The sequence below is a fragment of the Porphyromonas miyakawae genome (assembly GCF_045865415.1).
Lineage (GTDB): Bacteria > Bacteroidota > Bacteroidia > Bacteroidales > Porphyromonadaceae > Porphyromonas > Porphyromonas miyakawae.
On record NZ_BAAFSF010000001.1, the window covers coordinates 399,957 to 424,788 of the forward strand.

Annotated in this window: 17 protein-coding genes; 7 read left to right on the forward strand and 10 right to left on the reverse strand. The window is 47.2% G+C overall.

Annotated features, from left to right (window positions below):
* Window positions 1-623: 623 nt before the first annotated feature.
* The 3 genes from ACLWMH_RS01520 to acpP form a co-directional block, all read right to left on the reverse strand.
* Window positions 624-1,346 carry a ribonuclease III family protein gene (locus ACLWMH_RS01520; RefSeq protein WP_411914996.1) on the reverse strand — a complete coding sequence of 241 codons (723 nt, stop codon included), beginning with the start codon at window positions 1,344-1,346 and terminating at the stop codon, window positions 624-626.
* 104 nt (window positions 1,347-1,450) lie between these two features.
* Window positions 1,451-2,707, reverse strand: coding sequence for a beta-ketoacyl-ACP synthase II (gene fabF, locus ACLWMH_RS01525; protein WP_411914997.1), 1,257 nt, complete (start codon window positions 2,705-2,707; stop codon window positions 1,451-1,453).
* A gap of 6 nt (window positions 2,708-2,713) precedes the next feature.
* Window positions 2,714-2,956 carry an acyl carrier protein gene (gene acpP / locus ACLWMH_RS01530; RefSeq protein WP_411914998.1) on the reverse strand — a complete coding sequence of 81 codons (243 nt, stop codon included), beginning with the start codon at window positions 2,954-2,956 and terminating at the stop codon, window positions 2,714-2,716.
* Window positions 2,957-3,138: 182 nt separating this feature from the next.
* Here acpP and purN point away from each other — a divergent pair, with 182 nt between their 5' ends.
* The 7 genes from purN (at window position 3,139) to ACLWMH_RS01565 (ending at window position 13,619) form a co-directional block, all read left to right on the forward strand.
* A complete protein-coding gene (gene purN, locus ACLWMH_RS01535) occupies window positions 3,139-3,723 on the forward strand; it encodes a phosphoribosylglycinamide formyltransferase (protein WP_411914999.1) in 585 nt (194 codons plus the stop codon).
* A complete protein-coding gene (locus ACLWMH_RS01540) occupies window positions 3,716-4,486 on the forward strand; it encodes a CPBP family intramembrane glutamic endopeptidase (protein WP_411915000.1) in 771 nt (256 codons plus the stop codon). The genes purN and ACLWMH_RS01540 overlap by 8 nt, the downstream gene beginning before the upstream one ends.
* Entirely contained in the window at window positions 4,483-7,518 is a 3,036-nt protein-coding gene (locus ACLWMH_RS01545; protein WP_411915001.1) for a PD-(D/E)XK nuclease family protein, read from the forward strand. The genes ACLWMH_RS01540 and ACLWMH_RS01545 overlap by 4 nt, the downstream gene beginning before the upstream one ends.
* An 87-nt stretch (window positions 7,519-7,605) precedes the next feature.
* Window positions 7,606-8,028, forward strand: a complete 423-nt coding sequence (locus ACLWMH_RS01550; RefSeq protein WP_411915002.1) for a DUF6769 family protein — start codon at window positions 7,606-7,608, stop codon at window positions 8,026-8,028.
* Between the two features lie 97 nt (window positions 8,029-8,125).
* A complete protein-coding gene (locus tag ACLWMH_RS01555) occupies window positions 8,126-9,310 on the forward strand; it encodes an efflux RND transporter periplasmic adaptor subunit (RefSeq protein ID WP_411915003.1) in 1,185 nt (394 codons plus the stop codon).
* Window positions 9,311-9,312: 2 nt separating this feature from the next.
* Entirely contained in the window at window positions 9,313-12,429 is a 3,117-nt protein-coding gene (locus ACLWMH_RS01560; protein WP_411915004.1) for an efflux RND transporter permease subunit, read from the forward strand.
* A gap of 8 nt (window positions 12,430-12,437) precedes the next feature.
* Entirely contained in the window at window positions 12,438-13,619 is a 1,182-nt protein-coding gene (locus ACLWMH_RS01565) for a TolC family protein (RefSeq protein ID WP_411915005.1), read from the forward strand.
* A 577-nt stretch (window positions 13,620-14,196) separates the two neighbouring features.
* Here ACLWMH_RS01565 and ACLWMH_RS01570 read toward each other — a convergent pair.
* From ACLWMH_RS01570 to ACLWMH_RS01600, 7 genes are all read right to left on the reverse strand, one after another.
* Window positions 14,197-16,245: a transketolase family protein gene (locus ACLWMH_RS01570; RefSeq protein WP_411915006.1), complete on the reverse strand. Its 2,049-nt coding sequence runs from the start codon at window positions 16,243-16,245 to the stop codon at window positions 14,197-14,199.
* 18 nt (window positions 16,246-16,263) lie between these two features.
* Window positions 16,264-17,664: an MFS transporter gene (locus tag ACLWMH_RS01575; protein WP_411915007.1), complete on the reverse strand. Its 1,401-nt coding sequence runs from the start codon at window positions 17,662-17,664 to the stop codon at window positions 16,264-16,266.
* Between the two features lie 9 nt (window positions 17,665-17,673).
* Entirely contained in the window at window positions 17,674-18,984 is a 1,311-nt protein-coding gene (locus tag ACLWMH_RS01580; protein WP_411915008.1) for a bifunctional folylpolyglutamate synthase/dihydrofolate synthase, read from the reverse strand.
* A 21-nt stretch (window positions 18,985-19,005) separates the two neighbouring features.
* Complete coding sequence (locus ACLWMH_RS01585) at window positions 19,006-20,274, reverse strand: adenylosuccinate synthase (RefSeq protein WP_411915009.1); 1,269 nt, start codon at window positions 20,272-20,274, stop codon at window positions 19,006-19,008.
* A gap of 8 nt (window positions 20,275-20,282) precedes the next feature.
* Complete coding sequence (locus ACLWMH_RS01590; RefSeq protein WP_411915010.1) at window positions 20,283-20,783, reverse strand: Fur family transcriptional regulator; 501 nt, start codon at window positions 20,781-20,783, stop codon at window positions 20,283-20,285.
* Between the two features lie 89 nt (window positions 20,784-20,872).
* On the reverse strand, window positions 20,873-21,439 hold the full coding sequence (efp, locus tag ACLWMH_RS01595; protein WP_411915011.1) for an elongation factor P: 567 nt from the start codon (window positions 21,437-21,439) through the stop codon (window positions 20,873-20,875).
* A gap of 24 nt (window positions 21,440-21,463) precedes the next feature.
* Entirely contained in the window at window positions 21,464-24,811 is a 3,348-nt protein-coding gene (locus ACLWMH_RS01600; RefSeq protein WP_459349882.1) for a glycosyltransferase family 117 protein, read from the reverse strand.
* Between the last annotated feature and the right edge of the window lie 21 nt (window positions 24,812-24,832).

A 24,832-nucleotide genomic window follows, 5' to 3' on the forward strand; every position in this document is an offset into this window, starting at 1 on the left:
CGAACCCCATAGCGGCTTGCAAGTTTCAAGGGGTGACCCTTGGGAGAGAAGAAGCAATAGCGAATTCGCGACCTAACGCCTAGAAACCTTATACTAAGGCTTATCAAACGGACAAGCTGGCCAAAGGCAGTGAAGTTCCTAAAGGCTACCGTAACCTTGATGCGTAAATTAGTCAGGTAAATGATGAATGATGTATGGCTTATCCCGTGAGGCCTCGACAGTCCACGAGGATAGTAACAACGAATGCCGATGAGTCCGCAGAGGTCGAAGTAGCCCTTCTCGTGCAGGACAAGGCGAAGTATCAAATAATTCGCAACGACAATCAAGAATGTATGTTCCGATGTCTTTTTTGCTGACGAGTGGCAACGGTCAAAACGTCAATGCGATAGACTACATAGAGCTAAGCATGCGAGCAGCGGAAGCGGAAGTTCAGAAAGAGGAAAGATGAAACTAATCGAACATGATTATCCACTCTTTGAGCACGAATTAAACTGCCGTATGCCGAACGGCACGTACGGTGGTGTGAGAGGGAAGGAAACGAAAGTAGGTCAGAAAACTTCGTTTCCCGACCTACTCGATTATAGCCGATACAGTGGCAAGATGAGCCTTAAACTATTGTTTTTTTATTTAGTGAGGACTCCCTTTAGTTGCCCGGCAGCAAGCCGTGCGGCATCTTGCTCTGCGTCTTTCTTTGTGCGTCCGAAGCCTTTTGCAATGGCTTTAGACTCAATGTAAAGGACACTGGTAAAGCCCTTATGCGCTTTTTCTGTAGTGTAGTGAAGCGTTAAGTTGCGTCGATCTGCCCAGATCTGTACTTCTCCCTTGTAGTTTACCACAATGGCACTATTTTCATTTGCTATGCGGTTGTAGATAGGGAGAACCTTTTTCAGTATGAATCGCTCTACATAGCTACCGCCTCGATCTAAATAAATGGCACCGATAAGTGCCTCCAAGGCGTTACCGGCACTATCCTTATTGAGGGGCGAATTGGGTTTACAAAGCAACAGCGAGTCGATACCTAATTCCTTTGCTACAATATTGCTGACCGTACGCGACACGATAGAGGACTTTTCGGCGGCAAGTTTGCCTACGCTGAGGTTAGGGTATTGATGATAGAGCCAATTGGCTACAACCGTGCCGAGTAGGCTGTCGCCCAGAAACTCTAGGCGATCGTTGGTATGGATACGCTCCGGGTCATTGGCATCATGTAAAGCTGGGTCAATGAATGCCAAGCAATAGATCCCTACATTCCTTGGAGCAAAGCCTAAAATACGCGTGAGCTGCTTTCTGTCAGGAACAACCGTACGAGGAGGAGTATCCTTTTTCTTGAAGGTGAACAGTTTCATGGATAATTACCAAAAAAGAGCGATGAAAAGCGGACAAGTCGCACTAATCATCGCACTAAATTTGTTACTAATAAACACCCTTAGGTTGCTTATGCTACTTAGCTCTACTCAACGTATTTCTTGAATAGTACACTGGCATTATGTCCTCCGAAGCCAAACGTATTGGATATAGCCACGCGAACAGGTCGCTTTTGTGCAGTGCCAAACGTAAAGTTCAGACGAGGATCTATCTCGGGATCTTCATCTCCCTCCTCATGATTGATGGTAGGGGGTACAATATCCTCTTCCACAGCCTTCACGGCAACCAATGCCTCTAAAGCACCGGTAGCACCGAGTAGGTGTCCGGTCATAGACTTCGTAGAGCTTATATTTAGCTTATAGGCATGTTCACCAAATACAGCCTTAATAGCTTTAGCTTCACTAGCATCACCTACAGGCGTACTCGTACCATGTACATTGATATAATCCACATCCTCCGGCTTCATTTCAGCATCTTCTAGTACTCGTTTCATGACCAGATTAGCTCCTAAGCCTTCGGGGTGGCTGGCTGTGAGGTGATAGGCATCGGCAGAAAGTCCAAATCCACCAAACTCTGCATAGATACGAGCACCTCTTGCTTTGGCGTGCTCAAGATCTTCCAAGATGAGGATAGCCGATCCTTCTGCTAGTACAAAACCATCGCGGCTTTTACTGAAAGGACGACTGGCTTTCTCAGGCTCTTCATTGCGTGTGGAGAGAGCCCTCATAGCATTAAAGCCACCGATACCGGCAGCTGTGACGGCCGCTTCGCTCCCACCGGCTACCATCATAGAGGCTTTGCCCAAGCGAATCATCAGCGCAGCATCTATTATAGCATTGCTAGACGAAGCACACGCTGAAGCCGTTGAGTAGTTAGGACCGTGGAACCCATACGTAATGGATACGAGACCGGCTGCTATATCACTAATCATCTTGGGGATGAAGAAGGGATTGAAGCGAGGTCCACGCTCCGGATTGTATAGCATTACTTCCTCTTCGAATGTATTCAACCCGCCTATACCGGCAGAGATGATCACACCCACATTCTCTTTGTCCAACTTGTCAAGATCCACCTTGGCATCTTCTAAGGCCTCTTTTGCTGCAACCAATGCAAATTGGGTATAGCGGTCATAACGCCGTGCCTCTTTGCGGTCAAAGTGGTCACCCGGATTAAAGCCCTTTACCTCACATGCAAAACGAGTGGGAAACTTTGAGGCATCAAAGAGGGTAATGGGAGCAGCTCCACTCTTGCCTTGCAAAAGATTTTGCCACGTCTCGGGAGCTGTATTGCCTATAGGCGTAAGAGCTCCCAAGCCGGTTACTACTACTCGCTTGAGCTCCATAGTGTTTTATTTCTGGTTCTTCTGAATGTATGCGACAGCGTCTCCTACTGTCTTGATATTACGTGCTTCTTCATCAGGAATAGTCATATCGAACTGCTTTTCAAAAGCCATCATCAGCTCTACCGTGTCCAGTGAATCAGCACCTAAATCAGTGGTGAAGTTTGCTTCCATGGTTACTTCGCTCTCAGCTACATTAAGCTTATCAGCTACAAGTTCGACAACTTTGCTTTGAATTTCTTGCTCTGTCATGGTTTTATTCGTTTATGGTTTTTATTATTTCCCTTTAAAGAAGTGCCATAATAATGAACATCTTCATAGGGTATTTTCCTCTATCTTTGTACAAAGGTAATGAATAATTTCTTGGCAGAGTACTCTTTTCATCCACTTTATGCGGAAAAACTGCACAAGAATATTTGAGATGTGCGTATAAGATGAGTGTAAAAGTAAAAAGAATTGCAGTCTTTGTCTCCGGACATGGTACCAACATGGTTAATATAGTGCACTACTTTGACTCCACTGAGGTAGAAGTAGCTGTTGTGGTGTCTGATAACGCCCAATGTGGAGCTATAAGCAAAGCCAATGAACTGGGCATAGAGAGCCATGTGTTTACTAAGCGAGAGATAAAGGAGGAAACCAATGTAGTAACCTTTTTGCAGAATAAGCAGATAGACTTCATTGTACTGGCCGGCTTTTTGGGACAAATCGGATCACCTTTGATTGCCGCTTATCCCGAGCGCATTGTAAATATACACCCTGCTTTACTACCTAAGTACGGTGGAAAGGGTATGTATGGCGATTATGTTCACGAAGCGGTGCTTGCTGCAAAAGAGAGGCGAAGTGGAATTACCATTCATCTTGTGGATGAAGCGTATGACCATGGTACGATCATTTGCCAAACTCAGTGTGCTGTGCTACCTACCGATACGCCCGAGAGTTTGGCGCAGCGTATTCATCGACTGGAATATCTCTACTATCCTCTTGTGATAAAAGATCTACTGGGTCGAATAGATGAATAGTCAAGCGACTGATAAAGTAGATAAAACATTATTGCCACAGGGGGAGGCATTGCGGAGACTGGTTAGACTGCTGCTATGCGCCCTTACCGGCTATGCGATAGCACTTATACTCTCGCGCTTTTTCTTGCCATCACTACATGGTGAGGCAATCCATGCGCTACTATTTTCAACAATCTTTACGCTGCTGGTCTTCGGTTCGGCAATGGTGTACGGGTATTGGATAGCCCCTAATGAACCCATTCAATTCTTGGGCCTCTCCGCCCCCTCTTTTCCTAAAAAAATATGTGGCATACCCATTGGGTATGTGCTACTTATAGGTCTTGGCTTTTTGTGCCTTTTATTATGGGCTACCGCAGCGCTCAATACTTATCTTATAGAGCAGATGGGAGGTGCTTTGGAAGATAGACTCCGCAACATGAGTGAAGAGGCACGCAAAGAACAGCAACTTATTTTTTCTGATCAAAGCTTAGCTGCCGTACTGCTCCGTTTTTTTGCTTTGGTACTATTAGCAGCCCTGTGCGAGGAGCTCTTTATGCGGGGAGCACTACAGCCTATCCTGATTGGAATGGTTGGGAATAAGCATATCGGTATTCTGCTCACTGCCTTACTCTTTGCGATTCTTCACATGTTTCCGGAGCACTTACTGCCTATTTTTGTATGGGCAGTGGCATTTGGCTATTTAAGAGAATATTCCGGCAGTATATGGCCCGGCATTATACTGCACTTTTGTAATAATCTACTCACCGTAATGATGTACCAATGATTCAATCTATGCATGGTTCAGAACAAGGTTTTTTAGACTTGCTGGCAGATAAGGCCTGCACAAAGTCACAGGAAGAGTTTGTAAAGACTTGCTATGTATTTGCCTCTAAACGAGCCGGTACATTCTTTCGCTATGCACTGGCCAAGCGACTGAAGCAGACCTGTTTTTCGCCTACAGTTATTACGATAGAAGATTTTGCTCAGGTACAGAGCGGCCTCATTAAAGCGGATAACATGACGCTTCTCGGCATATTATACGCTCAGAAGCGCAAATATTCCTTAGAGCATAATTTGCCTTTTGATGAGCAAGAAGCTCCTCTTTACTTAGACCAGTGCGAGAAAATGCTCTCTGACTTTAATGATATTGATAGTGCCATGGCTCCGGAAGGGCAACTATTCCATAATATAAAAGGTATTGAGGAACTGACCGGCCTTGACTATCTTACAGAAGAGCAATGTCAGGCAATAGTGAACTTTTGGGGAGGATTTGTACGTGAAAACAACGGCCGCCCTACACGCGATTATTTAGCACTATTGGAACAGATGGAGGCGCTTTTCCCTCTCTTCAAGAAGACGCTTTTAGAAAAGAAAATAGGCTATGATGGCATGGTCTGTAGATGTGCTGCTGAGTCCTCACCGCATGACATCAGGAGTCGATTTGCCACTCGCTTTCCACACATAAATACTTACATTTTTGCCGGGTTATATGCAATGCCCCGTGCGCAACAAAAAATGCTTCTACGCTTTAGAGAAGCGCTACCTAAAGATCAAACAGTTAGCTTTTATTGGGAGCAGGCCCCTGATCCCTTTCCGGAGCAGCAAAAGTCTACACTTCTCTCTTTTGTGGGGAGTGAAATAAAGCAGGTGTTAGAAGAGAATAAGGCACTCTTTGGCGGAGAGGTATTGACGAGTAAATCATCTTCAATGCCACGTGTAGAGGTACGAGCCATTAGCTCATCTACTGCCCGATACGTGCACATTTCCTCCCTCTTGGAGCGAATTGCAGAAAGTGATGCTGATGCTTTTAACCAACTAAAAACGGCTGTCATCTGCACCGATGAGAATGAGCTACTACCCATGCTGAGTGCTCTTGCTAAGCCGGGACGTAGACTAAACGTAACGATGGGGATCCCCCTCTCTGAATCAAATATATCCTCTTGGATTTATTGCTATTTAGTCTTATTGGTGTATAGTCGAAAGAAGGACAAAAACACTATTTACTTGGCGGAGCAGCTTCGTAGCCTACTTCTTCATCCACTTTCCCGCATCCTTTTGGGGGAAACAGCATGCCAACATTTGCTGAAGCGCTATCAATATCCCTATGAGCTTATCACTCCATCCTCAATCTTAGAAAATATAGGAGGCAATGTCACTGTAGAAAAACCCCTTGAGTTGCTTACCTCCGTGCCGAGTAGTGCAGCGGCTCTTTTAGATGCCTTGACCGGTGTAGTTGAATGGTATAGCAAAACCTTGCGCGAAGAGCCTCATTCGGCAGCCGACGAAGCACCTCAAGAAGAAGCAAAAGAGGATGCCCAGAGTCATCAAATTGAGCAGGAGTTTGCCTATCAGTATAGGAAGGTACTTCAGCAACTTACAGGGGTACTTGATATGCTGGGAGAGGACCTTCCCCTCTCTACTGCTGCTAAACTAATTCTTAAACTGGTAGACTCGGTAAAACTTAGTTTTGAGGGCGAACCATTAGAGGGGTTGCAGGTGATGGGGCCACTGGAAGCAAGACTACTGCGTTTCCCCTATTTGATCATTGCCAATGCCAATGAGGGCGTTTTATCGTCGCGAGCCAAACGCAATAATAGCTACATCCCTTATACACTCCGGCAAGCATATGGACTGGCAACCTACCGAACACGAGAAATCATCGAAGCCCATCGATTTTATTCCTTACTAATGGGCGCACAACGTTGCTACTTATTAGTGAATGACAATCCCGATTCGGAGCCTTCACGATATATCAAGCAGTTAAAGTATCTAACCGATATACAGCTTGAAGAAAAGTTGGTTGCACTACCCATAATAGGTGTCCCCAATAAATCTATCGTGATAGAGCGAACCCCGGAAATAAAAGAGAAGCTGAGTGCTTACTTGAACCATGGAGAAAACCATAAAAAGCTTTCGGCAAGTGCCCTCAATACGTGGGTGAGCTGCCCGATGCGATTTTATTTGCGCTATTTAGAGGGTATTGCAGAGGATTATCGCAGTGACGACATTGTCAAGCCCACAGACTTCGGACAGGTTGTGCACGCGACCATGTGTGAGCTGTATGTCAAGTCTGAGATAGTAGATTTTGCTAATTTGAAGGAGGCAAATGACCCTAAAGCTCTTCGCAAAAAAGTAGATAAAACATATCGTCAGCTAGTCCTTCCTTTTAGTAATGAGAGCAAAGACTTAAAGGGCATACACCGCATTTATGCCGATGTGGCCTGTAAATATGTACAAGCTATCTTAGATCACGATCAAACATACCGTGGGGGTATATACATAGAGGTATTAGAAAAGGAATTTACCTGCAATTATACATTTGGCGAGAGCAAGACAAACGTTAGCTTTAAGTTAATTATTGACCGTGTAGATCGTCTGGGAGGAAAGGATGGGCTGCTTCGAATCGTTGATTATAAAACGGGCTCCGATAAAAGCTCCTTTACCGATTGGGCCCAGATTTTTTCAGATCCAAAGTTAAAAGGCGTGTCCCAGCTATTCCTTTATAGTCTTCTCATTTCCCAAAGCAAACAATACGGCAATAAGGAAAAAATCCAACCGGCACTCTATGTACTTCCTGAGATAATGAAAAATCGGGGAGAATATTCTCCTCTCATTACAATAGGTCGCAGAGGAAGTAAGAGTGAGAAGACTGTAGAAGACTTCACCATCGCTGAAAATATGAAGCCATATACTGAACGATTAGATGCAGTCTTAAAAGAAATATTCCTTTCCGAAGAACCTATTGTACAGACTGACGACCAAATGATGACGTGCAGTTACTGCTCATTTGCAGCTTACTGTGGTAGGAATATATAAAATCGGCTCTTCTGTAGTATCAATATTTCTTTGTAGGAAGTAGTTCTGCAACCTTGTTGCAAAAGAAAGGGTTAATTTCGCAACAAGATGAAAGATCCTATTTCTGCAATAACTCGGTATGTGGGTGCGTCTATCGTGCTCGTTGCTATACTCTGCAGTATAGGGCTACCTCATCATCATCACGAGAGCACAATATGTCTTCTTATTCAAGAGCAGCTTGCGAATGAGCCGGATGCTCGTAGTGCTTCGCATAGCCGTGAGCACGATAAAGAGAGTGATCAGGATAGCTGTATTAGCAAAAAAGCGTTCTTCCAAACGAGCTCCCGCTCGAAGCAAAGTCATGGACGAACCATTTCGCTTTTGCACGATGCCGAGCTCTGTGCTCCTCTTATTCTTTTATCTCCTTTCCAACAGGAAAAAATCCTATTGGAGCAAGTTCTTTGCGCCAAGGGCTTAACAGCACCCTCCTCCCTACGAGGACGACGTGCTCCTCCCTTTTCTTTTCTCTGATTTTTTATTTTGAGACGCATCAACTAATAAGGATGCGCTCCACTTACTCTGCTCAGATTGTGCAGGCTTTAAAGTAGACTTATTAAAGAAAAAACTTATGAAACATTGCTACGCAGCTATCATTTTATGCTGCCCACTAATATATTTCACCGCTTGTCATAATCATAACGACAATCATTCCCATCCAGATGAGGATTACCACGATTCCTACATATTGGACGATGAGATGCCATGCGACACAGCTGTCCATCGCAAAGCTGTTGAGCTACGCGAGTTGACTCAAAAACAATTTGCTCATAGTACAATCAAGACGGAGCGAGTCGCTTTACGTCCTTTCGCTTCAGTAATCAAGACCTCCGGGCAACTATCCATACCTGCCGGTGGCTCCTATATAGTGGCTGCTACGGCAAGTGGAGTTGTTCACTATGACACACAGCTGCCCCGTGAAGGCTCTTACTTTGCCGCCGGGGCACACGTAGCCTCCCTCTCTACACAAGGGTTACCCGAGGGGGATCCACAGAGCAAAGCAAAGCATGAGTACTCTGCAGCAAAGAGTAACTTTGAGCGTGCAGAAGCCCTTTTAGCCGATCAGCTTATCTCACATCAGGAGTATGAAGAGGCTCGACTACGCTATGAGAATAGCAAAACTGCCTATCTCTCACAAGCGAAAAGCGCAACCGGTAGCGGTATTGCGCTTAACGCATCTAAAGGCGGCTACGTTAAGCAATGCCTTGCAGCCGAAGGAAGCTATGTGAACATAGGAGACCCCATTATTGAACTTACCCAAAGTAACCGTTTAGAGCTGCGGGCTGAACTGAGCGAACGCCATTACCATGCCTTACCGCGTATTCAATCTGCACGCTTCCGCACTATAGCCGATGGGCAGTTGTTCGACTTAGAGGAGCTTTCGGGAAAACTTGTTTCCTATGGTAGAAGTGCCGGTGAAGGGGATTTTTTTATTCCCATCATCTTTGAGTTTGATAATCGGGGAAACTTTATGCCGGGCGCTTATGCAGAAGTCTACCTTATCAGTAGTGAGAAGCGCCAAACCATCAGTCTACCTATTTCTGCTCTTACGGAGAATCAGGGACATTACTTTGTATTCATTCGCTTGGATGATCGCCACTACGATCGTAGGGAAGTAAAAGTTGGAGATAGTGACGGATACCGCGTTGAGATTCTCTCCGGACTTCAGATTGGAGAAGAGGTGGTCACAGAGGGGACCTATCGCATTAAGTCAGCAAATGCCACACAATCCATACCGCACGGACACAGCCATTAATTATGTTAGATCGTATAATACACTTTTCATTGACAAACCGTCTTGCGGTGGTGCTTATCGCTGCTCTACTAATGGTATCGGGATGGCTCACCACCAAACACATGGAGGTAGATGTATTCCCGGATTTGAATGCCCCCACGGTTGCGGTAATGACCGAAGCGCAAGGCATGGCTGCGGAGGAAGTAGAGAAGTTGGTTACTTTTCCTATAGAGACCGCACTCAACGGAGCAGTCGGAGTTAGGCGTGTTCGCTCCTCTTCAACTACGGGCTTTTCTGTAGTATGGATAGAATTTGAGTGGGGTACAGACATCTACAAAGCGAGGCAGATAGTAAATGAACGCCTTGCCGTAGTAGCAACCGAACTACCCGAAGGCGTCTCTGCTCCTACACCCGGTCCCATCTCCTCTATTTTAGGTGAAATGCTTATTGTTGGACTCACGGCAGATAGTACCTCTTTAGAAGAATTACGCACCATAGCCGATTGGGTTATACGTCCGCGTCTTATCAGCGAAAAAGGTGTGGCACAAGTAGCCGTAATCGGGGGAGATGAAAAAGAGTATGTAGTTGCTCTTGATGCAGCCCGCATGAAGCATTATGGTATCTCTATTAGCGAGGTAGAGGCAGCTTGTAGTGGTATGACTGCAAATCAAGCAGCCGGCCAAATATACCAATATGGGAATGAATATATAGTACGTACGATGCTCTCTTCCAACGATCCGGAAGAGCTCGCTTCCATTACAGTGAAAGAGGTAAGTGGCAATCCGGTGCGACTTGCTGACATTGCAGACGTACATATAGGAGCTAAAGAGCCTAAGATTGGGGTAGCGAGTGTAAAAGCACACCCTGCCGTATTACTCACTATCAGCAAGCAGCCCGGAGCTGCTACGATTGATCTGACGAAAGAAATAGATAAGGTACTCGCAGATATTCAATCCGAGCTTCCGGAGGATCTTACAGTTCATACGGATATATTCCGTCAAGAGCAATTTATTAATAGTGCTATCAATAATGTAAAGAAGTCCATTCTTGAGGGCGGTATATTTGTGGTGATCATTCTATTCCTATTTCTCATGAATGGGCGTACCACCCTTATTTCGCTCGTTTCCATTCCCCTCTCATTTGTAGTTTCCTTACTGGTTCTCAATGCGCTGGGCTTGAACATCAATACTATGAGCTTAGGCGGCTTTGCTATTGCGATAGGCTCTTTGGTGGATGATGCTATTGTGGATGTAGAAAATGTACACAAGCGTCTACGAGAGAACCGCGCCCTACCGGAGGGAGAGCGCAAAAGTACACTACAAGTAACGTATGAGGCTTCTCGTGAAGTGCGAATGCCCATCATTAATTCAACGCTTATTATTATCGTTACATTTATTCCACTCTTCTTCCTCTCCGGAGTAGAGGGACGTATGCTCATTCCCTTAGGGATAGCATTTATTTCATCTTTGGTGGCTTCTACTATAGTAGCACTCACGGTCACTCCAGCTCTCTCCAGCTACCTCTTAGGCGGTAAACATCATGGTAAGCGTGCAGACAAAGAGACTGCCTTTGTACAAGGATTGAAGCGCTTTTACACGCGATCACTACGCTCTGTCATAAATCACAGAAAAGTACTAATTGGCATTACATTAGCTCTATTCGTCCTTTCCGTCTGCTTAATCTTCACGTTTAAAAGGAGCTTCTTACCCCCTTTCAACGAAGGGTCGTTTACCATCAATATAGCATCTATGCCGGGTATCTCATTGGAGGAATCGGACGCCATAGGCCGTGAAGCGGAATTGCAGCTGCTGCAAATCCCTGAGATCATTACTACCGGGCGAAAAACAGGTAGAGCCGAGCTGGACGAGCACGCATTAGGAATCAATATGAGCGAAATAGAGGCTCCCTACCAACTGAAAGGCCGCTCCAAAGAGGCAATTGAAGAAGATGTTCGAGAGCGACTCTCTGCTATAGCCGGAATCAACGTAGAGGTAGGACAACCCATCTCTCACCGAATTGATGCCATTCTATCCGGTACACGAGCCAATATAGCCATCAAACTCTTTGGTAATGACATAGAAAAACTCTATTCCTATGCCAATCAAATCAAAGAGGTCATCGAGACTGTACCCAACGTAGTGGACCTAAATGTGGAGCAGTTGGTTTCTCGTCCTGAAATACGAATAATACCCAATAATACTTTGCTCGCTGAGTTTGGTATTACTCCGGCTGAGTTTGCCAAACAAGTAAGGATACTTCTCTCCGGAGAGGTTGTCTCGCACATCTACGAGGGAAATAGGGTATTTAATCTTGTGGTGCGCGCTTCCGGAGCTGCCACACGCACTATGGATGAAATTAGGGAACTGCTCATTGATGCAGGTGCGGGAAAAATACCGCTTTACTATGTGGCAGACGTTCGATCCGAAGTAGGGCCCGGCACAATTCAGAGAGAGAATGCTGCGCGGCGTATCGTGATTAGTACCAATGTAAAGGGGGGAGACCTTACCGGTACAGTTGAACAGATTAGAAAAAGAATTAACGAGAATATTCACCTACCCGAGGGATACTACATCACTTATGGAGGACAATTTGAAAGTGCTACTCGTGCTTCTCAAGTGCTATTGGTAGCCTCCTTGGTGGCTCTACTCATTGTTTTTCTGCTTCTTTTCGGGCAATTCAAAAGTTTTACCCAAGCAGCTATTATACTGCTCAATCTACCTTTAGCCCTCATTGGAGGTATCCTTATCATATTCTTCACGGATAGAACCATAAGCATACCTTCGGTAATTGGCTTCATCTCGCTCTTTGGCATTGCTACGCGTAACGGCATGCTACTGGTGTCACATTACAATACGCTTCGTAGCAAAGGGCATACAGCATTAGAGTGTGTGATGATAGGTTCTGCCGAACGTATCAATCCTATTCTCATGACTGCGCTAACCTCTGCACTGGCCCTTATCCCCTTAGTTATCGCAGGAGCTATGCCCGGGAATGAGATACAGAGTCCCATGGCGCGTGTTATTCTCGGTGGGCTTATTACCAGCACACTACTCAATGCCTACTTAGTACCCATCGTCTATTTACTCTCAGAACGACGTGTATATAAAGAACAAACAAGAAAACACTCCCTAACTGAATAGTATTATCCATGAAAATAAAATATATTTTTCCCCTCTTTCTATGCCTCTCGTGCAGTGTACTCAATGCGCAAGTGTCCATAAGCGAGGCCCTCTCCTTAGTAGAAGCACATAATCCTCAGCTTCTTTTGCTACAAAGCGAGATGCATGCCACGCATCTGGAAGAGGCCAATGCCTATGCCCTCCCCGATATGGATTTCGAAATGGAGCAATCTTGGGGAACGCAGAAGGAGAGTGGCCAGCGTACGGAGCTACGCATTGCTCAGGAATTTGATGCTACTACGCTATTAGGTGGTGCACGCAGGGCAATCCGAAGCAATCAAAAAGCCTTGGAAGCTGAATACCGCCAAATACGTATGGAAGTACTCTGCAATACCAAAGCCCTCTGCATGGATATCATATATTACCGACAGCTTCTTCAGCTACGAAGTGAAAGGGCAGAAAATGCCCGTCAGCTTGTCTCCGCATTAGAAAAGAAATTGACACTGGGCAGTGCCGATCTACTGCAAGTAAACCGAGCGAAACTACGCTATGCGCAAGCAATTGCAGACTCCTCATCCGCAGTGGTCGATTTACAGAGAGCAAAGGGTACTTTGTTGCAACTCAGCAGTGGTAAGGTCAACGATATTATCGAAAGAGATTTTGCACCTATCCTCCTCCCCAAAGACTTTGAGTCGTGGTTTGCAAGCGAAGAAGGTGCTTTTCCTACACTTCAAGCCCTCGATGCTCAGGTAGAAGAAAAGAAGCAATTACTGAGTGCGGAGCGCCTTGCTCTTCTTCCCTCCTTTAGTGTAGGCTATCTTTTTGAGAAGTCCCCGGGAGAAAAAATGAACGGATTCACCATAGGACTCTCCATCCCCTTTTGGAGAAGCGGAGGAAAGGTTAGAGCCGCCAAAGCAAAACTACAGAATGCCGAACTAAGTCATGCCAAAGGAAAAGAATCGCTTCGAATCACTTTGCGCAACCTTTTCTACGAGGCATCATCGGAAGCGCTACATGCAGCTACGCTCCAAAGAGCACTCAGTGAAGCGGGGGATAAGAGACTGCCGGATAAAGCCTTTGCCTTGGGAAAACTTTCTTTGGAGAATTACTTGAATGAGATAGCCGAACGCTACGAACTCGAAGACAAAGCGCTTGAAGCTACCTACAAAGCGGCTCGCCTTTATGTAGCACTTACAGGGCATCGTCTCTAATTCTTCCCAAAAAATACACTTAAAAAGTACCCCATAGGCGTAGCATACTGAAGCCGCGTCTATGGGGCATAACGACATATTGGAGCCGTATGGAGCAACGAAAGTGCTGCTCGGAAGCCTATTCCCAATACATCTCTAAAAAGCTCCGATACGGTTGGAGCACTTATGCGTGTAGCCGGATTTATCATGCCGTTCAACCAAATTAATCATGCCGTACAACCGGATTAATTATGCCGTACAATTCGGGAAAAGGCTATAGGGTATTTACAAAAATCCTATAGGGTATTTGTAAAAAGGCTATAGGGTTTCTTAGAATACGCTATAGGGTATTTTCTAAATGTATGCAACGAAATATTTGTTACCTCACGATCTTTCTTCCAATTGCACGCTTGTGTCGTCCCAATAGCTTACGTCCTCTCATTCGTTAGCACTCATGCTCCACTCTGCCCTTGCCTATGTAGGGTTGTGCGAGTCGCGGGCGGGAGAAGGAATGGAGAGAGGATATGAAAAAAGGCACCTCCCGTGCGGGGAGATGCCTTTAGATTAGGATGCTTCCGAAATGGAAGATCGGTTACTGCTAAGCGAGGAGCGCGCGGATTTTATCGGCAACTGCCTGCGCGGTGAATCCGAGCTTTTCGTCCAATACCGTATAGGGCGCTGAGTAGCCGAAGCTTTCCAAGCCGGCAATGCGCTGTTCGCAACCCACTAATCCGAGCAGGTTTACGGGCAATCCGGCAGTAAGTCCAAAGCGCGGCATAGCTGCGGGGAGCACCGATTCGCGATATTTGTCGTCCTGATCGGCAAACCGTCCTTCGGAAGGAACGGAAACCACGCGTATGCGGAAGCCTTCTTTGCGGAGCAAGGTAGCGGCTTCTTCCAAAGTGGATACCTCACTACCGGATGCTACCAGAGCGATTTGTGCGTCCTTATCGCTGCTCACTACATAGCCGCCCTTGAGCGCGCCTAATGCACGGTGGTAAGGGGTAACGTCACCGGAGGGAAGATCGTTGATGTTCTGACGGGACAAAATGAGCCCCGTAGGCGTATCGCGATTCTCCAAAGCCATCTGCCAAGCCACGGTAGTTTCGTGCACATCGGCGGGGCGGAGTACCAACATACTTCTAGCACCGGAGTGGTTGTGCAGCTTTTCCATCAGTCGGATTTGCGCTTCGTGCTCTACCGGCTGGTGCGTAGGTCCGTCCTCACCCACCCGGAAGGCGTCGTGCGTCCAGATGAAAATGAGCGGAATTTGCATCAAAGCAGCCAAACGGATCACCGGTTTTTGATAATCGGAGAAAACGAAGAAGGTACCGCAAGCGGCGTGAATTCCTCCGTGGAGCATCATTCCGAGGCATACTGCTGCCATGGTGAGTTCGGAAACGCCGGCATTGAGGAAGCGACCGCTAAAGTCGCCCTTTGCGAGCGGATGCGTGCCCTTGAGGAATGCGTCCGTTTTATCGGAGTTGGATAGGTCCGCACTTGCTACCACCATATTGGGGATTTGCTTTACTAAAGCGGAAAGCACGGTGGCACCGGCGGCGCGTGTAGCACTATTGGGCTTCTGCTCGATGGCGCTCATATCTATTTGTGGGAGTTTGCCTTCGAACCAGTCCCGTAGCGTATCGGCTTCGTGTTGATTGCTCTTTTCCCAAGCGGCAAAGCTACGATCGTAGTCTGCCCAGTAATCTTTCAGCTCTTCGGCACGAGCTTGGTACAATTGGCTTACTTCGGGCAATATTTGGAATGGCTCATCGGAAGGCATATTCATTCCACTCAAAGTTTGGGCTATGGAGGCACCCGCTTTGCTCATCGGTTGCCCGTGCGTAGCAATGCGGTTGGTAATCTCGCTTCCCTCTTCGTTCAGCGCTTTGTATGCCATTGTGGTTTTGCCGATGATCAGCGTCGGCTTGCCTTTGGTGGCGAGCGCCGTGTCCAATGCTTTGCGCAGTTCGGTTACACAGTTGCCGTTTACGGTGAGCACTTCCCATCCCCAAGCACGATATTTGGCAGCAACATCTTCGCTGGTCACATCGCTAACGAGCGTGGAGAGCTGCACATCGTTGGCATCGTAGAACATGGTCAGATTGTCCAATCCGAGGTGCCCGGCTATTCGTCCTGCACCTTGAGCGATTTCTTCTTGAATACCACCGTCGGATATGTAGGCATAAATGTGCTGCGGCATACGTTCCGCCCCGAAGCGTTGTGCCATTATCTTAGCGGCAATGGCGGCACCTACCGCAAAAGTGTGTCCCTGACCAAGTGGGCCACTGGTGTTTTCGATGCCGCGCGCTACGTCACGCTCGGGATGACCGGGCGTAGGGCTTCCCCACTGGCGGAATTGCTTCAATTCGTCGAGGGTAAAGCGCCCCTGTAGTGCAAGCGCTGAGTAGAGCATGGGGGACATATGCCCCGGATCGAGGAAGAATCGGTCACGCGCATAGCGGCAAGGCTGCTCGGGGTCGTAGCGCAGATATTCGGTAAAGAGCAGATTGATGAAATCGGCTCCGCCCATAGCACCGCCCGGGTGACCGCTCTTGGCGCGTTCTACCATAGCTACGGAGAGGGCGCGGATATTATCAGCAGCACGCTCCAATAGTTGTGTATCGAATGGTTTGTTCTGTAACATTATGAATTCCTCCGTACCTTAATCTTTCTTGATGTTAGGAAGTTCGAGTCCGTATCCACGCTTCTTATCAATAGATTTGAGATAGAGACTGAGCAAGAGAGCCGCCACACCAAACGAAGCGAAGATTAGCATCGGTACGGTGTAAACGGATTCTTCGGCAGCCGTTGCAGGCAAATTCTTGCGAATGACATCGAGTACCGTTCCAATGAGGATAGGTACGGACATAAGTCCCACGTTCTGTACCCAGAAAGTAGCGGAATAGGCGCTACCGAGTACCTTATTATCAATTAGCTTAGGCATAGAGGGCCAAAGTGCGGCTGGTACTAATGAGAACGAAATACCTAACAGAACGATAGCCGCAAAAGCAATGATTGCTGCAAATGTGTGCCCAACGGCACCAAAGGGGAAGAGCGCAAATACCGTATGGCATACAATCATAAGGATAGATCCCCAAATAAGCATCGTGGCTCCCTTTCCTTTATGGTCCAAAAAGGCGCCAAGGAACGGCGTGATAGCCATAGCACCAATGGGGAAGAAGCTAAAGATCCGGCTAGCGAAGTCGGGTTCCCATCCGAGTTTGCTCTGAAGCATTTCGGTAGCAAAACGCTGGAACGGGAAAATTGCAGAGTAGTAAAGCACGCATAACAAGGCTACCACCCAAAAGATTCCGCTGCCAAATACTTTACCGAGGTCTCTGAAATGGAAGGGTTCTTCATCCTCTACAACTAAATCCTTCTGCTGATGTTCCAATTTATTGTCAAACACTCCGTAGATGAGATAGAAGAGCAATCCTACGCAGAGGAGGAAGAATACAAAAATTACAGGGGCTTGCACCGAGTTATAGCGGTCTGCCAAATAGGGAGAAATCCAAAAAACGGCAAATACGCCCAAACGAGCTATCCCCATCTCAATCCCCATAGCGAGCGCCATTTCCTTTCCTTGGAACCATTTTACGATAGCGCGTGAAACGGTTACACCACCCATTTCGGTACCACAGCCAAAGATCATAAAGCCGATTGAGGCAAGTTTGGCAGTAGCGGGGAAAGCGGTCCACCAGCTATTGAGCCAGGTATAAAGAGAAGTAGTCAAAAAGGATTCGCTAAGAGCATATACTTTGATGCCGGCCCCTATTACCATAAGGCTACCGGAGAGGATTGCCGTGAAGCGAACGCCCATCTTGTCTAAGATAATACCTGCAAAGATGAGGAAAAATACAAAGACGTTGAGGAAGAATTCGCTACCGGCGTAAAGTCCAAAGGTTTTACTGCTCCATTGAACCTGCTCTTCGAGCATAGTTTTAAGCGGTGAGAGTACGTCTACAAACATGTAGGCGAAGAACATCGTTGAGGCGATGAGCGCAAGCACAAGCCATCTTGCCCAGGCTTTGTCGCGCAATGTTTTCTGTAACTGTTCAGTCATTGTGATACGTTATTTTGTTGTTTTATTTTCTTCTATGAGCTCCGGAAAGAATCCGGAGAGTATTTCTGCCACTACGTAGTTGCTCCCACCGGCATAGATCAGATCCGTAGGCTTAGCCGCTGTGCGAGCGGCACGGAAAGCTTCCGTAAGCGTTGGATAGGTTTCGCCCCGTAGACCGGCCTTGAGTGCTTCTTGGCGAAGCATTTCGCCGGAAAGAGCACGAGGCGTTTTGGGGGTAGAAAAGTAGTAGGTCGCATTTTGGGGAAGCAACCGGAGCACTTTGGCAAAATCCTTGTCGTGCATCATTCCAAAAACGATGTGGAGTGCCTCGTATGGCTCCTGTTTGAGCTGTTGTGCCACCTCAGTGATGGCACCTTCGTTATGTCCGGTATCGAGGATAACGGTAGGACGAGAGGCCACCCGCTGCCAGCGACCCAGAAGATGCGTAAGCGATACCACCTGAGCAAAGCCTTTTGCTACTGCATCCCGAGGAATTTGGAGTAAATGCTTATCGGTAAGCAGATCAACAGCGGCAAGCGTTGTACGCGCATTTAGATGCTGTACGGCACCGGTCAGTACACCTTTTAATGTTCCCCAGCGCTTTGTTTCTATAAGTAATCCATCCGGAGCATCCGTAATGGATTCAATTTCATCGGACTGCTCGGCGTAATGCTTCTCGATCTGTGTATAGGATTCGTATAAAGGACGAAGCCTTTCGGGCGCCTCGCCGATCAGTGCGGGCACACCCTGTTTAAAGATACCGGCTTTTTCGCGTGCAATTGCCTCAAGTGTATTGCCGAGGAACTGCATGTGATCCATGCTCACATTGGTGATTATGGAGAGCAACGGCGTAATAATATTGGTGCAATCCAAGCGTCCGCCCATACCCACTTCCATAACCACTACATCGCACTTCATGCGCGCGAAGTAGTCTAACGCCATTAGCGTGGTAAGTTCGAAGAAGCTCGGTTGGTAACGCTCAATGAGCGGTTTGATGCGTTCCACAAAACGAACTACCTCCTCTTCACTGATGGGTACTCCGTTGATGCGGATTCGCTCGCGGAAATCGATTAGGTGCGGAGAGGTGAATAAGCCGGTCCGATAGCCCGAGGCGGTCAGTATGGCTGCCAAAGTGGACGAAACGGACCCCTTGCCATTAGTGCCGGCTATATGGAGGTAGCGCTGTCCGACGTGAGGGTTGCCAATCTCCTCCGCCATCGACTGCATTCGCTCTAATCCAGGCTTGTAGGCTCCTGCGTCTCCCTTTTCGAATACGGGTGTTACGTTGAAAAGGAAGTCAATTGTTTCGCGGTAGGTCATACCAAGGGTATGCGGTACTTGCTAACGCACAATGGTTTGCTTTCGATCGGGTCCCACGGAAACAATCTTGATGGGACAGCCTAAAGCATTTTCCAAATACGCTATGTAGTTGCGGAACGCAGCGGGGAAATCAGCCTCGCGAGTAACAGCAGTAAGATCACATTGCCACCCGGGGATGGTATCGTAAATAGGCTCTATTGAATCATCGTCCGTAAAGTGGAAGGGAACGCGCTGCGTTTCCTTGCCATTAACGCGATAAGCGCGGCACGCCTTTATTTCCTTAAAGGTGTCCAGCACATCGCTTTTCATCATGATGAGATCGGTAACACCACTCAGCATGATGGTATATTTCAGAGCGACCAGATCAATCCACCCGCAGCGACGCGGTCTGCCGGTAACGGCACCGAACTCCGCGCCCCGTACTGCCATTTCGTGTCCCACTTCGTCCTGCAATTCGGTTGGGAAAGGTCCTGCCCCTACTCGGGTGCAATAAGCTTTGAAAATACCGAATACGTGACCGATCTGTTGAGGGGCTATGCCTAATCCTGTGCAGCAGCCGGAAGCAATGGTATTACTGGAGGTAACGAACGGATAGGTTCCGTAATCCACGTCCAGCATAGAGCCTTGGGCACCCTCCGCCAGTACTTTCTTACCATCGTGCAAGGCAGCATTGATCTCATATTCGCAATCGATCAGCTTGAATGTTTTCAGCTGCTCAATGGCATCGAAATATTCCTTTTCTAAATCGGTTAGATCAGGCATTTCGCCCATAGCGGCGAGGCGTGCCAAATGACGCTCCTTAGCGGTATTGTATGCCTTATCAAAGTCTCCCTCAATTTCACCCACACGCACTCCGTAACGAGCCGTTTTATCCGTATAGGTAGGACCGATACCTCTTCCGGTGGTACCGATCTTGCTTCCTTTCAGAGCCTTTTCGTTGGCGGCATCCAAGAGGCGATGCGTAGGTAGAATGAGATGCGCCTTGCGTGCGATGCGTAGTTTATCCTTTACAGAGCAGCCGCTTTTTTGCAATTCTTTGGCTTCCTCAATGAAGCGTACCGGATCGAGTACAACGCCATTGCCCACTACGTTGATGGTATCTTTCTGGAAGATGCCGCTCGGAATGGAACGCAGTACGTACTTTTTCCCGTCAAAATGAAGCGTATGACCGGCATTCGGGCCGCCTTGGAAGCGCGCCACCATATCATAATTGGGGGTCAGTACGTCTACTATTTTACCCTTTCCTTCGTCTCCCCATTGAAGACCCAACAATACATCTACCTTAGCCATAATAGTGCCTATTCCAAAGTTTTATTGTTTCGTTTTTTCGCTGCCTGCCTAAGGGCAAATCTGCAATCCTTGCAGTAGCCGTAATAGAGTAACAGCGGTCTACTCTTACTAAAGTGAGGCGTAATCAGCTTTGCCAGCATATCGTACACCTTAACGCGTCGCAAATAGACTGTTTTGCCACACTCACTGCACACCACAACCGCACGATTGTAGGAGCAAAAGTAAGGGAGATAGTATGTTTCCCTTCGTTGTATTTCAAAGGGAATTACTACACCGGCTTTTACAAACAGCTCTAGCGCATTGTATACAGTGGCGAGTGTTACCGGGCAAGATGCCTCCTTGGCCTTTTCGTACAATTCTGAAGCCGAAAAGGTGCGCTCATATGCCAAGACCGTATCAAATAGAGCTTCGCGCTCCACAGAGAGACGCTGCCCTTTGATCTGCAGATACGCTGCCAAGCGCGCTTGCTCAGCAGCTTTCAAGTCCTCGTTCTGATGCGTTCTCGGCACGTTTGTATCACTCCTTCCTTTATTGCTTTGCGGTAAGGCATGCACATTGCAAAGAGTCTTCCGCAGAGTTTAGTAAAGTTGTACGTTACTTACTCTTTTACGCGACCTACGTAACTACCGTCGCGTGTATCGATTTCAATCAATTCGCCTTCCGAAATGAACAGGGGCACGCGTACTTCTGCACCTGTTTCCACCGTAGCAGGCTTGAGGGCATTAGTAGCTGTGTCTCCCTTTAGGCCGGGCTCTGTGTAAGTTACACGCAAAACCACGTGTGCAGGCATTTCGCAAGTAAGCACGGTATCAGTTTCGGCATGTACCATTGCTTCAACGGTATCGCCTTCCTTTAGGAACTGGACGCCTTCAATGCTTTCGCCGGGGATACTGATCTGCTCAAAAGTTTCCTGATGCATAAAGTTGTATCCCATTTCATCCTTATAGAGGTACTGATAGGGTCGTCTTTCAATGCGAACCTCTTCTACTTTTACACCGCTGTTCCAAGTTTTATCGAGGATGCGTCCCGTAGCCACATTCTTTAGCTTCGTACGAACGAAAGCGGGACCCTTTCCTGGTTTTACGTGTAGAAATTCAACGATGAAATAGTATTGCCCGTCAATATCAAGGCACATTCCGTTTCTAAAATCAGCTGTTGTAGCCATATTACATTATTTATTATATGTAGATTATTCTAATATTTCTTGTTCTATGTCTGTGGAAGGCAGATTATTCTGCATGGGTTCTTGATAAGTATCTTGAGGCGCTAATAAGCGATCCACAGAGGGAGCATTGCTGCCCCAGATTACATTAAGAGCATTTTGTAATTCTTCCTTTAGATCGCTCACTTGATCAGCTCGGTTATAATGAAGCGCTATACGGAGGGACTCTGAAGCATCGCGCAAAGCTTCTTGTAGCAGTCCCTCGCCGGTAGCTCGCTGGAGTTGTCGCATGTTAAGGTGTTTAAGCCAATTCAACTTGCGCAAGCCACTTTGTGCAATCTCCTTTACGATCATATCTCCCTTTTGCTCCATGCCCACTTCATACGTAGCCATAGCCAAATAGAGGTCATTGAATTGATAGGGGAGTGCTTTTGCACTAATCTCTTTGAAACACTTATCCAATACTTTGCGCGCTTTATCTGTTTCCCCTTCATTCTGCAAGCGCAATGCTAATTCGGGGAATAGAGCGGCACGGTAATACATGATAATGTTGTTGCGGATGTTTTCATCATAATAGATATTATCATCCGAAGCTCCAAACCAAAGGAACTTGTTCATTACCATATCATATTCTGCTTCCGTGTTTGCATAAGAAGGATTGTGTGCAACCTCTTGTGGAAGTAGCCGGAAGGCCATACCCGAAGAGGATAGGTAGTTATTAAGATTGCCGAAGAGATTAGTGGGCGTGGACTTGAGCCAATAAATGGGGCGTTCCCAATTATTGTTTGCAATGACGTCCAAAGCAACCATTCCGTCACGAACAAGTGCACCGCCATCCTGCAACGTAAGCAACATATTATCGCTTTCGCAGGCAAGCCCGGGGAACGCTTTTCCCACGGCAGCTTTATCCAAGGGAATCAGTACGTGATCCGTGGGGAAAATACTCGGATTGCCTTTGTCTTCAAGCATCATGCGGTAAGCCTGTTCCACCGTCATTTCACCCCTCGATTCTATACGGGCATAGGCTTTTGGATAGTAGAAGGAGGGTTTTAACCAGCGGATGGGCAATGCCTTTGACTCATAGGCATCGCACCGCATCTGGTCTACGTACCACTCCGCCTGCAGATAACTTAAGTTACAAGCGCGTACATCTGTGCGGATGCCCTCTATCTCTTGTGCATACCAAACGGGGAAAGTGTCGTTATCACCAAAACAGAATAGAATAGCCTGATCTCCACAACTATTCAGGTAGTTAGCACCTAAGTCGCGTGCTACCGTACGGCCGCTACGATCGTGGTCGTCCCAGTTTTGGATCGCCATTTGAACAGGTACCAAAACGGCAAGGTGAATAGCGGTTACTCCGCCCAAAAGATTTAGTACCGAGGCGGGTACTTTCTTTACCTTCAGCCGCATAATGAAGTCGCCTACAGCTGCGGCACCTAATCCCACCCAAATAGCAAATGCGTAGAAGGAGCCGGCATAAGCATAGTCTCGTTCGCGAGGTTGCAGGGGTGTTTGATTGATATAGAGTATGATTGCAAGTCCGGTCATAAAGAACAGGAAGAAGACAATCAAAAAGCTCTGTATGCCCCTCTTTTTCTTGGCAAATTGAAATGCTATACCCAGTAGACCCAGTATGAGAGGCATAAAGTAGTATACATTATGTCCCTTATTTTGGGTCATTTCATCAGGATAGTACTCTTTATCTCCCCACTGGGAGCGATCTGTAAAATTGAATCCGGTTGCTACGCCTCCTTTAAGCATTGAGCCTGAGCTGTACAGGTCATTCTGACGACCAATGAAGTTCCAGCCAAAATAGCGCCAATACATAAAGTTTATTTGGTACGAGAAGAAGAAACGCAAATTCTCTCCAAACGTGGGCTCGCTCATATCTTCCGGATGTCGCCCTACCCAAGTATTGTAAATGCGAATGTGCTCTGCCCTTGGGGAGTACATCCTCGGGAAGAATGTTTTATGTGAATATTCGTACTCTGCAGGCTTGGCAACTTTTATGTACCGATCTTTTGCTGTTATTTCATCTTTGGGAGCCGGCTTCCACTCGTGTCGTGCCTCCTTGATGGCAACAGGTTGGCTTGCGAAGCTCGGTCCTGAGATGAGTGGCACGGAGCCGTATTGTTCACGGTTGAGGTATCCCTTCAGCGTAATGGGAGTTGAAGGGTCATTTTCGTTCATTGGGGGTTGAGCAGCGCTTCGAATGAGAATAACACCATAGCACGAGAAGCCTATTGCCATAGCCACTAAAGCAGACTGAAGCGTACTCAAGAAGCCCATGCTGACCAAATTCTTTTTGCTAAAGAAAAGCCAGCTAAGCACAGCGAGAATAACGAACCACAGTAACCAAGAGGAGGAGATAAAGGGTATCCCCATTAAGCAGGCTGTGAGTAGCACGCCAAGCCGTGCAAAGGTTTCATTTTTGCCACTGTAAAGAAGCCATAAGGTAAGCCCCATTACAATACCCATCAGTACGAGGTATATGATCATTCCCGAATTGAAGGAGAGCCCCAATACATTTACTGCGAATACATCGAAGCGGGTAGCTACTTTCATAGAACCCTGTATTACTCCGAACATGATGAGTATGATTACCACAAAGGATACCAGCAGGGCCAATATAGTCCCCCATGTTGTAGGCTTGCTGTATTTTCTGTAGTAGAAAATAAGTGCCATGGCAGGTATGCAAAGCAGATTGAGCAGATGGACCCCGATACCCAGCCCCATCAAGTAGGCAATAAGAATGAGCCATCGAGCAGAGATCGGGCTATCCGCCTTTTCTTCCCACTTTAGCATCAGCCAAAAGACCACAGCGGTAAAGAGGCTACTCAAAGCATACACCTCTGCTTCTACAGCACTAAACCAAAAGGTATCGCTAAACGTATAAACCAACGCTCCGCACGTACCTGCAGCAAGGATGCAAACGGCTTGGTGACGGCTTACCTGTAAAGCCCCCTCCTCTACGAGCAGCTTGCGCGCAATATGCGTAATGGAGCGGAACAGAAAATAGATCGTACCGGCACTTACTAACCCGCTCACCGCATTGCACAAATAGGCAATCTTTTGCGGATCACTAGTCATGTGGCTAAAGAAGTTGTACAGGAGCATAAAGAAGGGAGCTCCTGGCGGGTGCCCTACTTCCAACTTATGTATGCAAACTACGAACTCTCCGCAGTCCCAAAGACTTGCGCTCGGTCCTATCGTCAGCAGATAGACTACAGCCGATATGGCGAACACAATCCACCCGGCTATCGCATCTAAGCTCTTCAGTCGTCTTATTTCCATCTTATAGTCACCTATACTGAACAAGGAGATTTGCGTATAGAAGCCTTTGGCAACGATCGCATACGCTCCGCTCTGCACTTTTTACTTCGCAAAGGTAGC

Bases quoted from the DNA above. Each gene is read 5' to 3' on its own strand.
- ACLWMH_RS01520 (WP_411914996.1), bottom strand. From the start codon at position 1,346: ATGAAACTGTTCACCTTCAAGAAAAAGGATACTCCTCCTCGTACGGTT.
- fabF (WP_411914997.1), bottom strand. From the start codon at position 2,707: ATGGAGCTCAAGCGAGTAGTAGTAACCGGCTTGGGAGCTCTTACGCCT.
- acpP (WP_411914998.1), bottom strand. From the start codon at position 2,956: ATGACAGAGCAAGAAATTCAAAGCAAAGTTGTCGAACTTGTAGCTGAT.
- purN (WP_411914999.1), top strand. From the start codon at position 3,139: ATGAGTGTAAAAGTAAAAAGAATTGCAGTCTTTGTCTCCGGACATGGT.
- ACLWMH_RS01540 (WP_411915000.1), top strand. From the start codon at position 3,716: ATGAATAGTCAAGCGACTGATAAAGTAGATAAAACATTATTGCCACAG.
- ACLWMH_RS01545 (WP_411915001.1), top strand. From the start codon at position 4,483: ATGATTCAATCTATGCATGGTTCAGAACAAGGTTTTTTAGACTTGCTG.
- ACLWMH_RS01550 (WP_411915002.1), top strand. From the start codon at position 7,606: ATGAAAGATCCTATTTCTGCAATAACTCGGTATGTGGGTGCGTCTATC.
- ACLWMH_RS01555 (WP_411915003.1), top strand. From the start codon at position 8,126: ATGAAACATTGCTACGCAGCTATCATTTTATGCTGCCCACTAATATAT.
- ACLWMH_RS01560 (WP_411915004.1), top strand. From the start codon at position 9,313: ATGTTAGATCGTATAATACACTTTTCATTGACAAACCGTCTTGCGGTG.
- ACLWMH_RS01565 (WP_411915005.1), top strand. From the start codon at position 12,438: ATGAAAATAAAATATATTTTTCCCCTCTTTCTATGCCTCTCGTGCAGT.
- ACLWMH_RS01570 (WP_411915006.1), bottom strand. From the start codon at position 16,245: ATGTTACAGAACAAACCATTCGATACACAACTATTGGAGCGTGCTGCT.
- ACLWMH_RS01575 (WP_411915007.1), bottom strand. From the start codon at position 17,664: ATGACTGAACAGTTACAGAAAACATTGCGCGACAAAGCCTGGGCAAGA.
- ACLWMH_RS01580 (WP_411915008.1), bottom strand. From the start codon at position 18,984: ATGACCTACCGCGAAACAATTGACTTCCTTTTCAACGTAACACCCGTA.
- ACLWMH_RS01585 (WP_411915009.1), bottom strand. From the start codon at position 20,274: ATGGCTAAGGTAGATGTATTGTTGGGTCTTCAATGGGGAGACGAAGGA.
- efp (WP_411915011.1), bottom strand. From the start codon at position 21,439: ATGGCTACAACAGCTGATTTTAGAAACGGAATGTGCCTTGATATTGAC.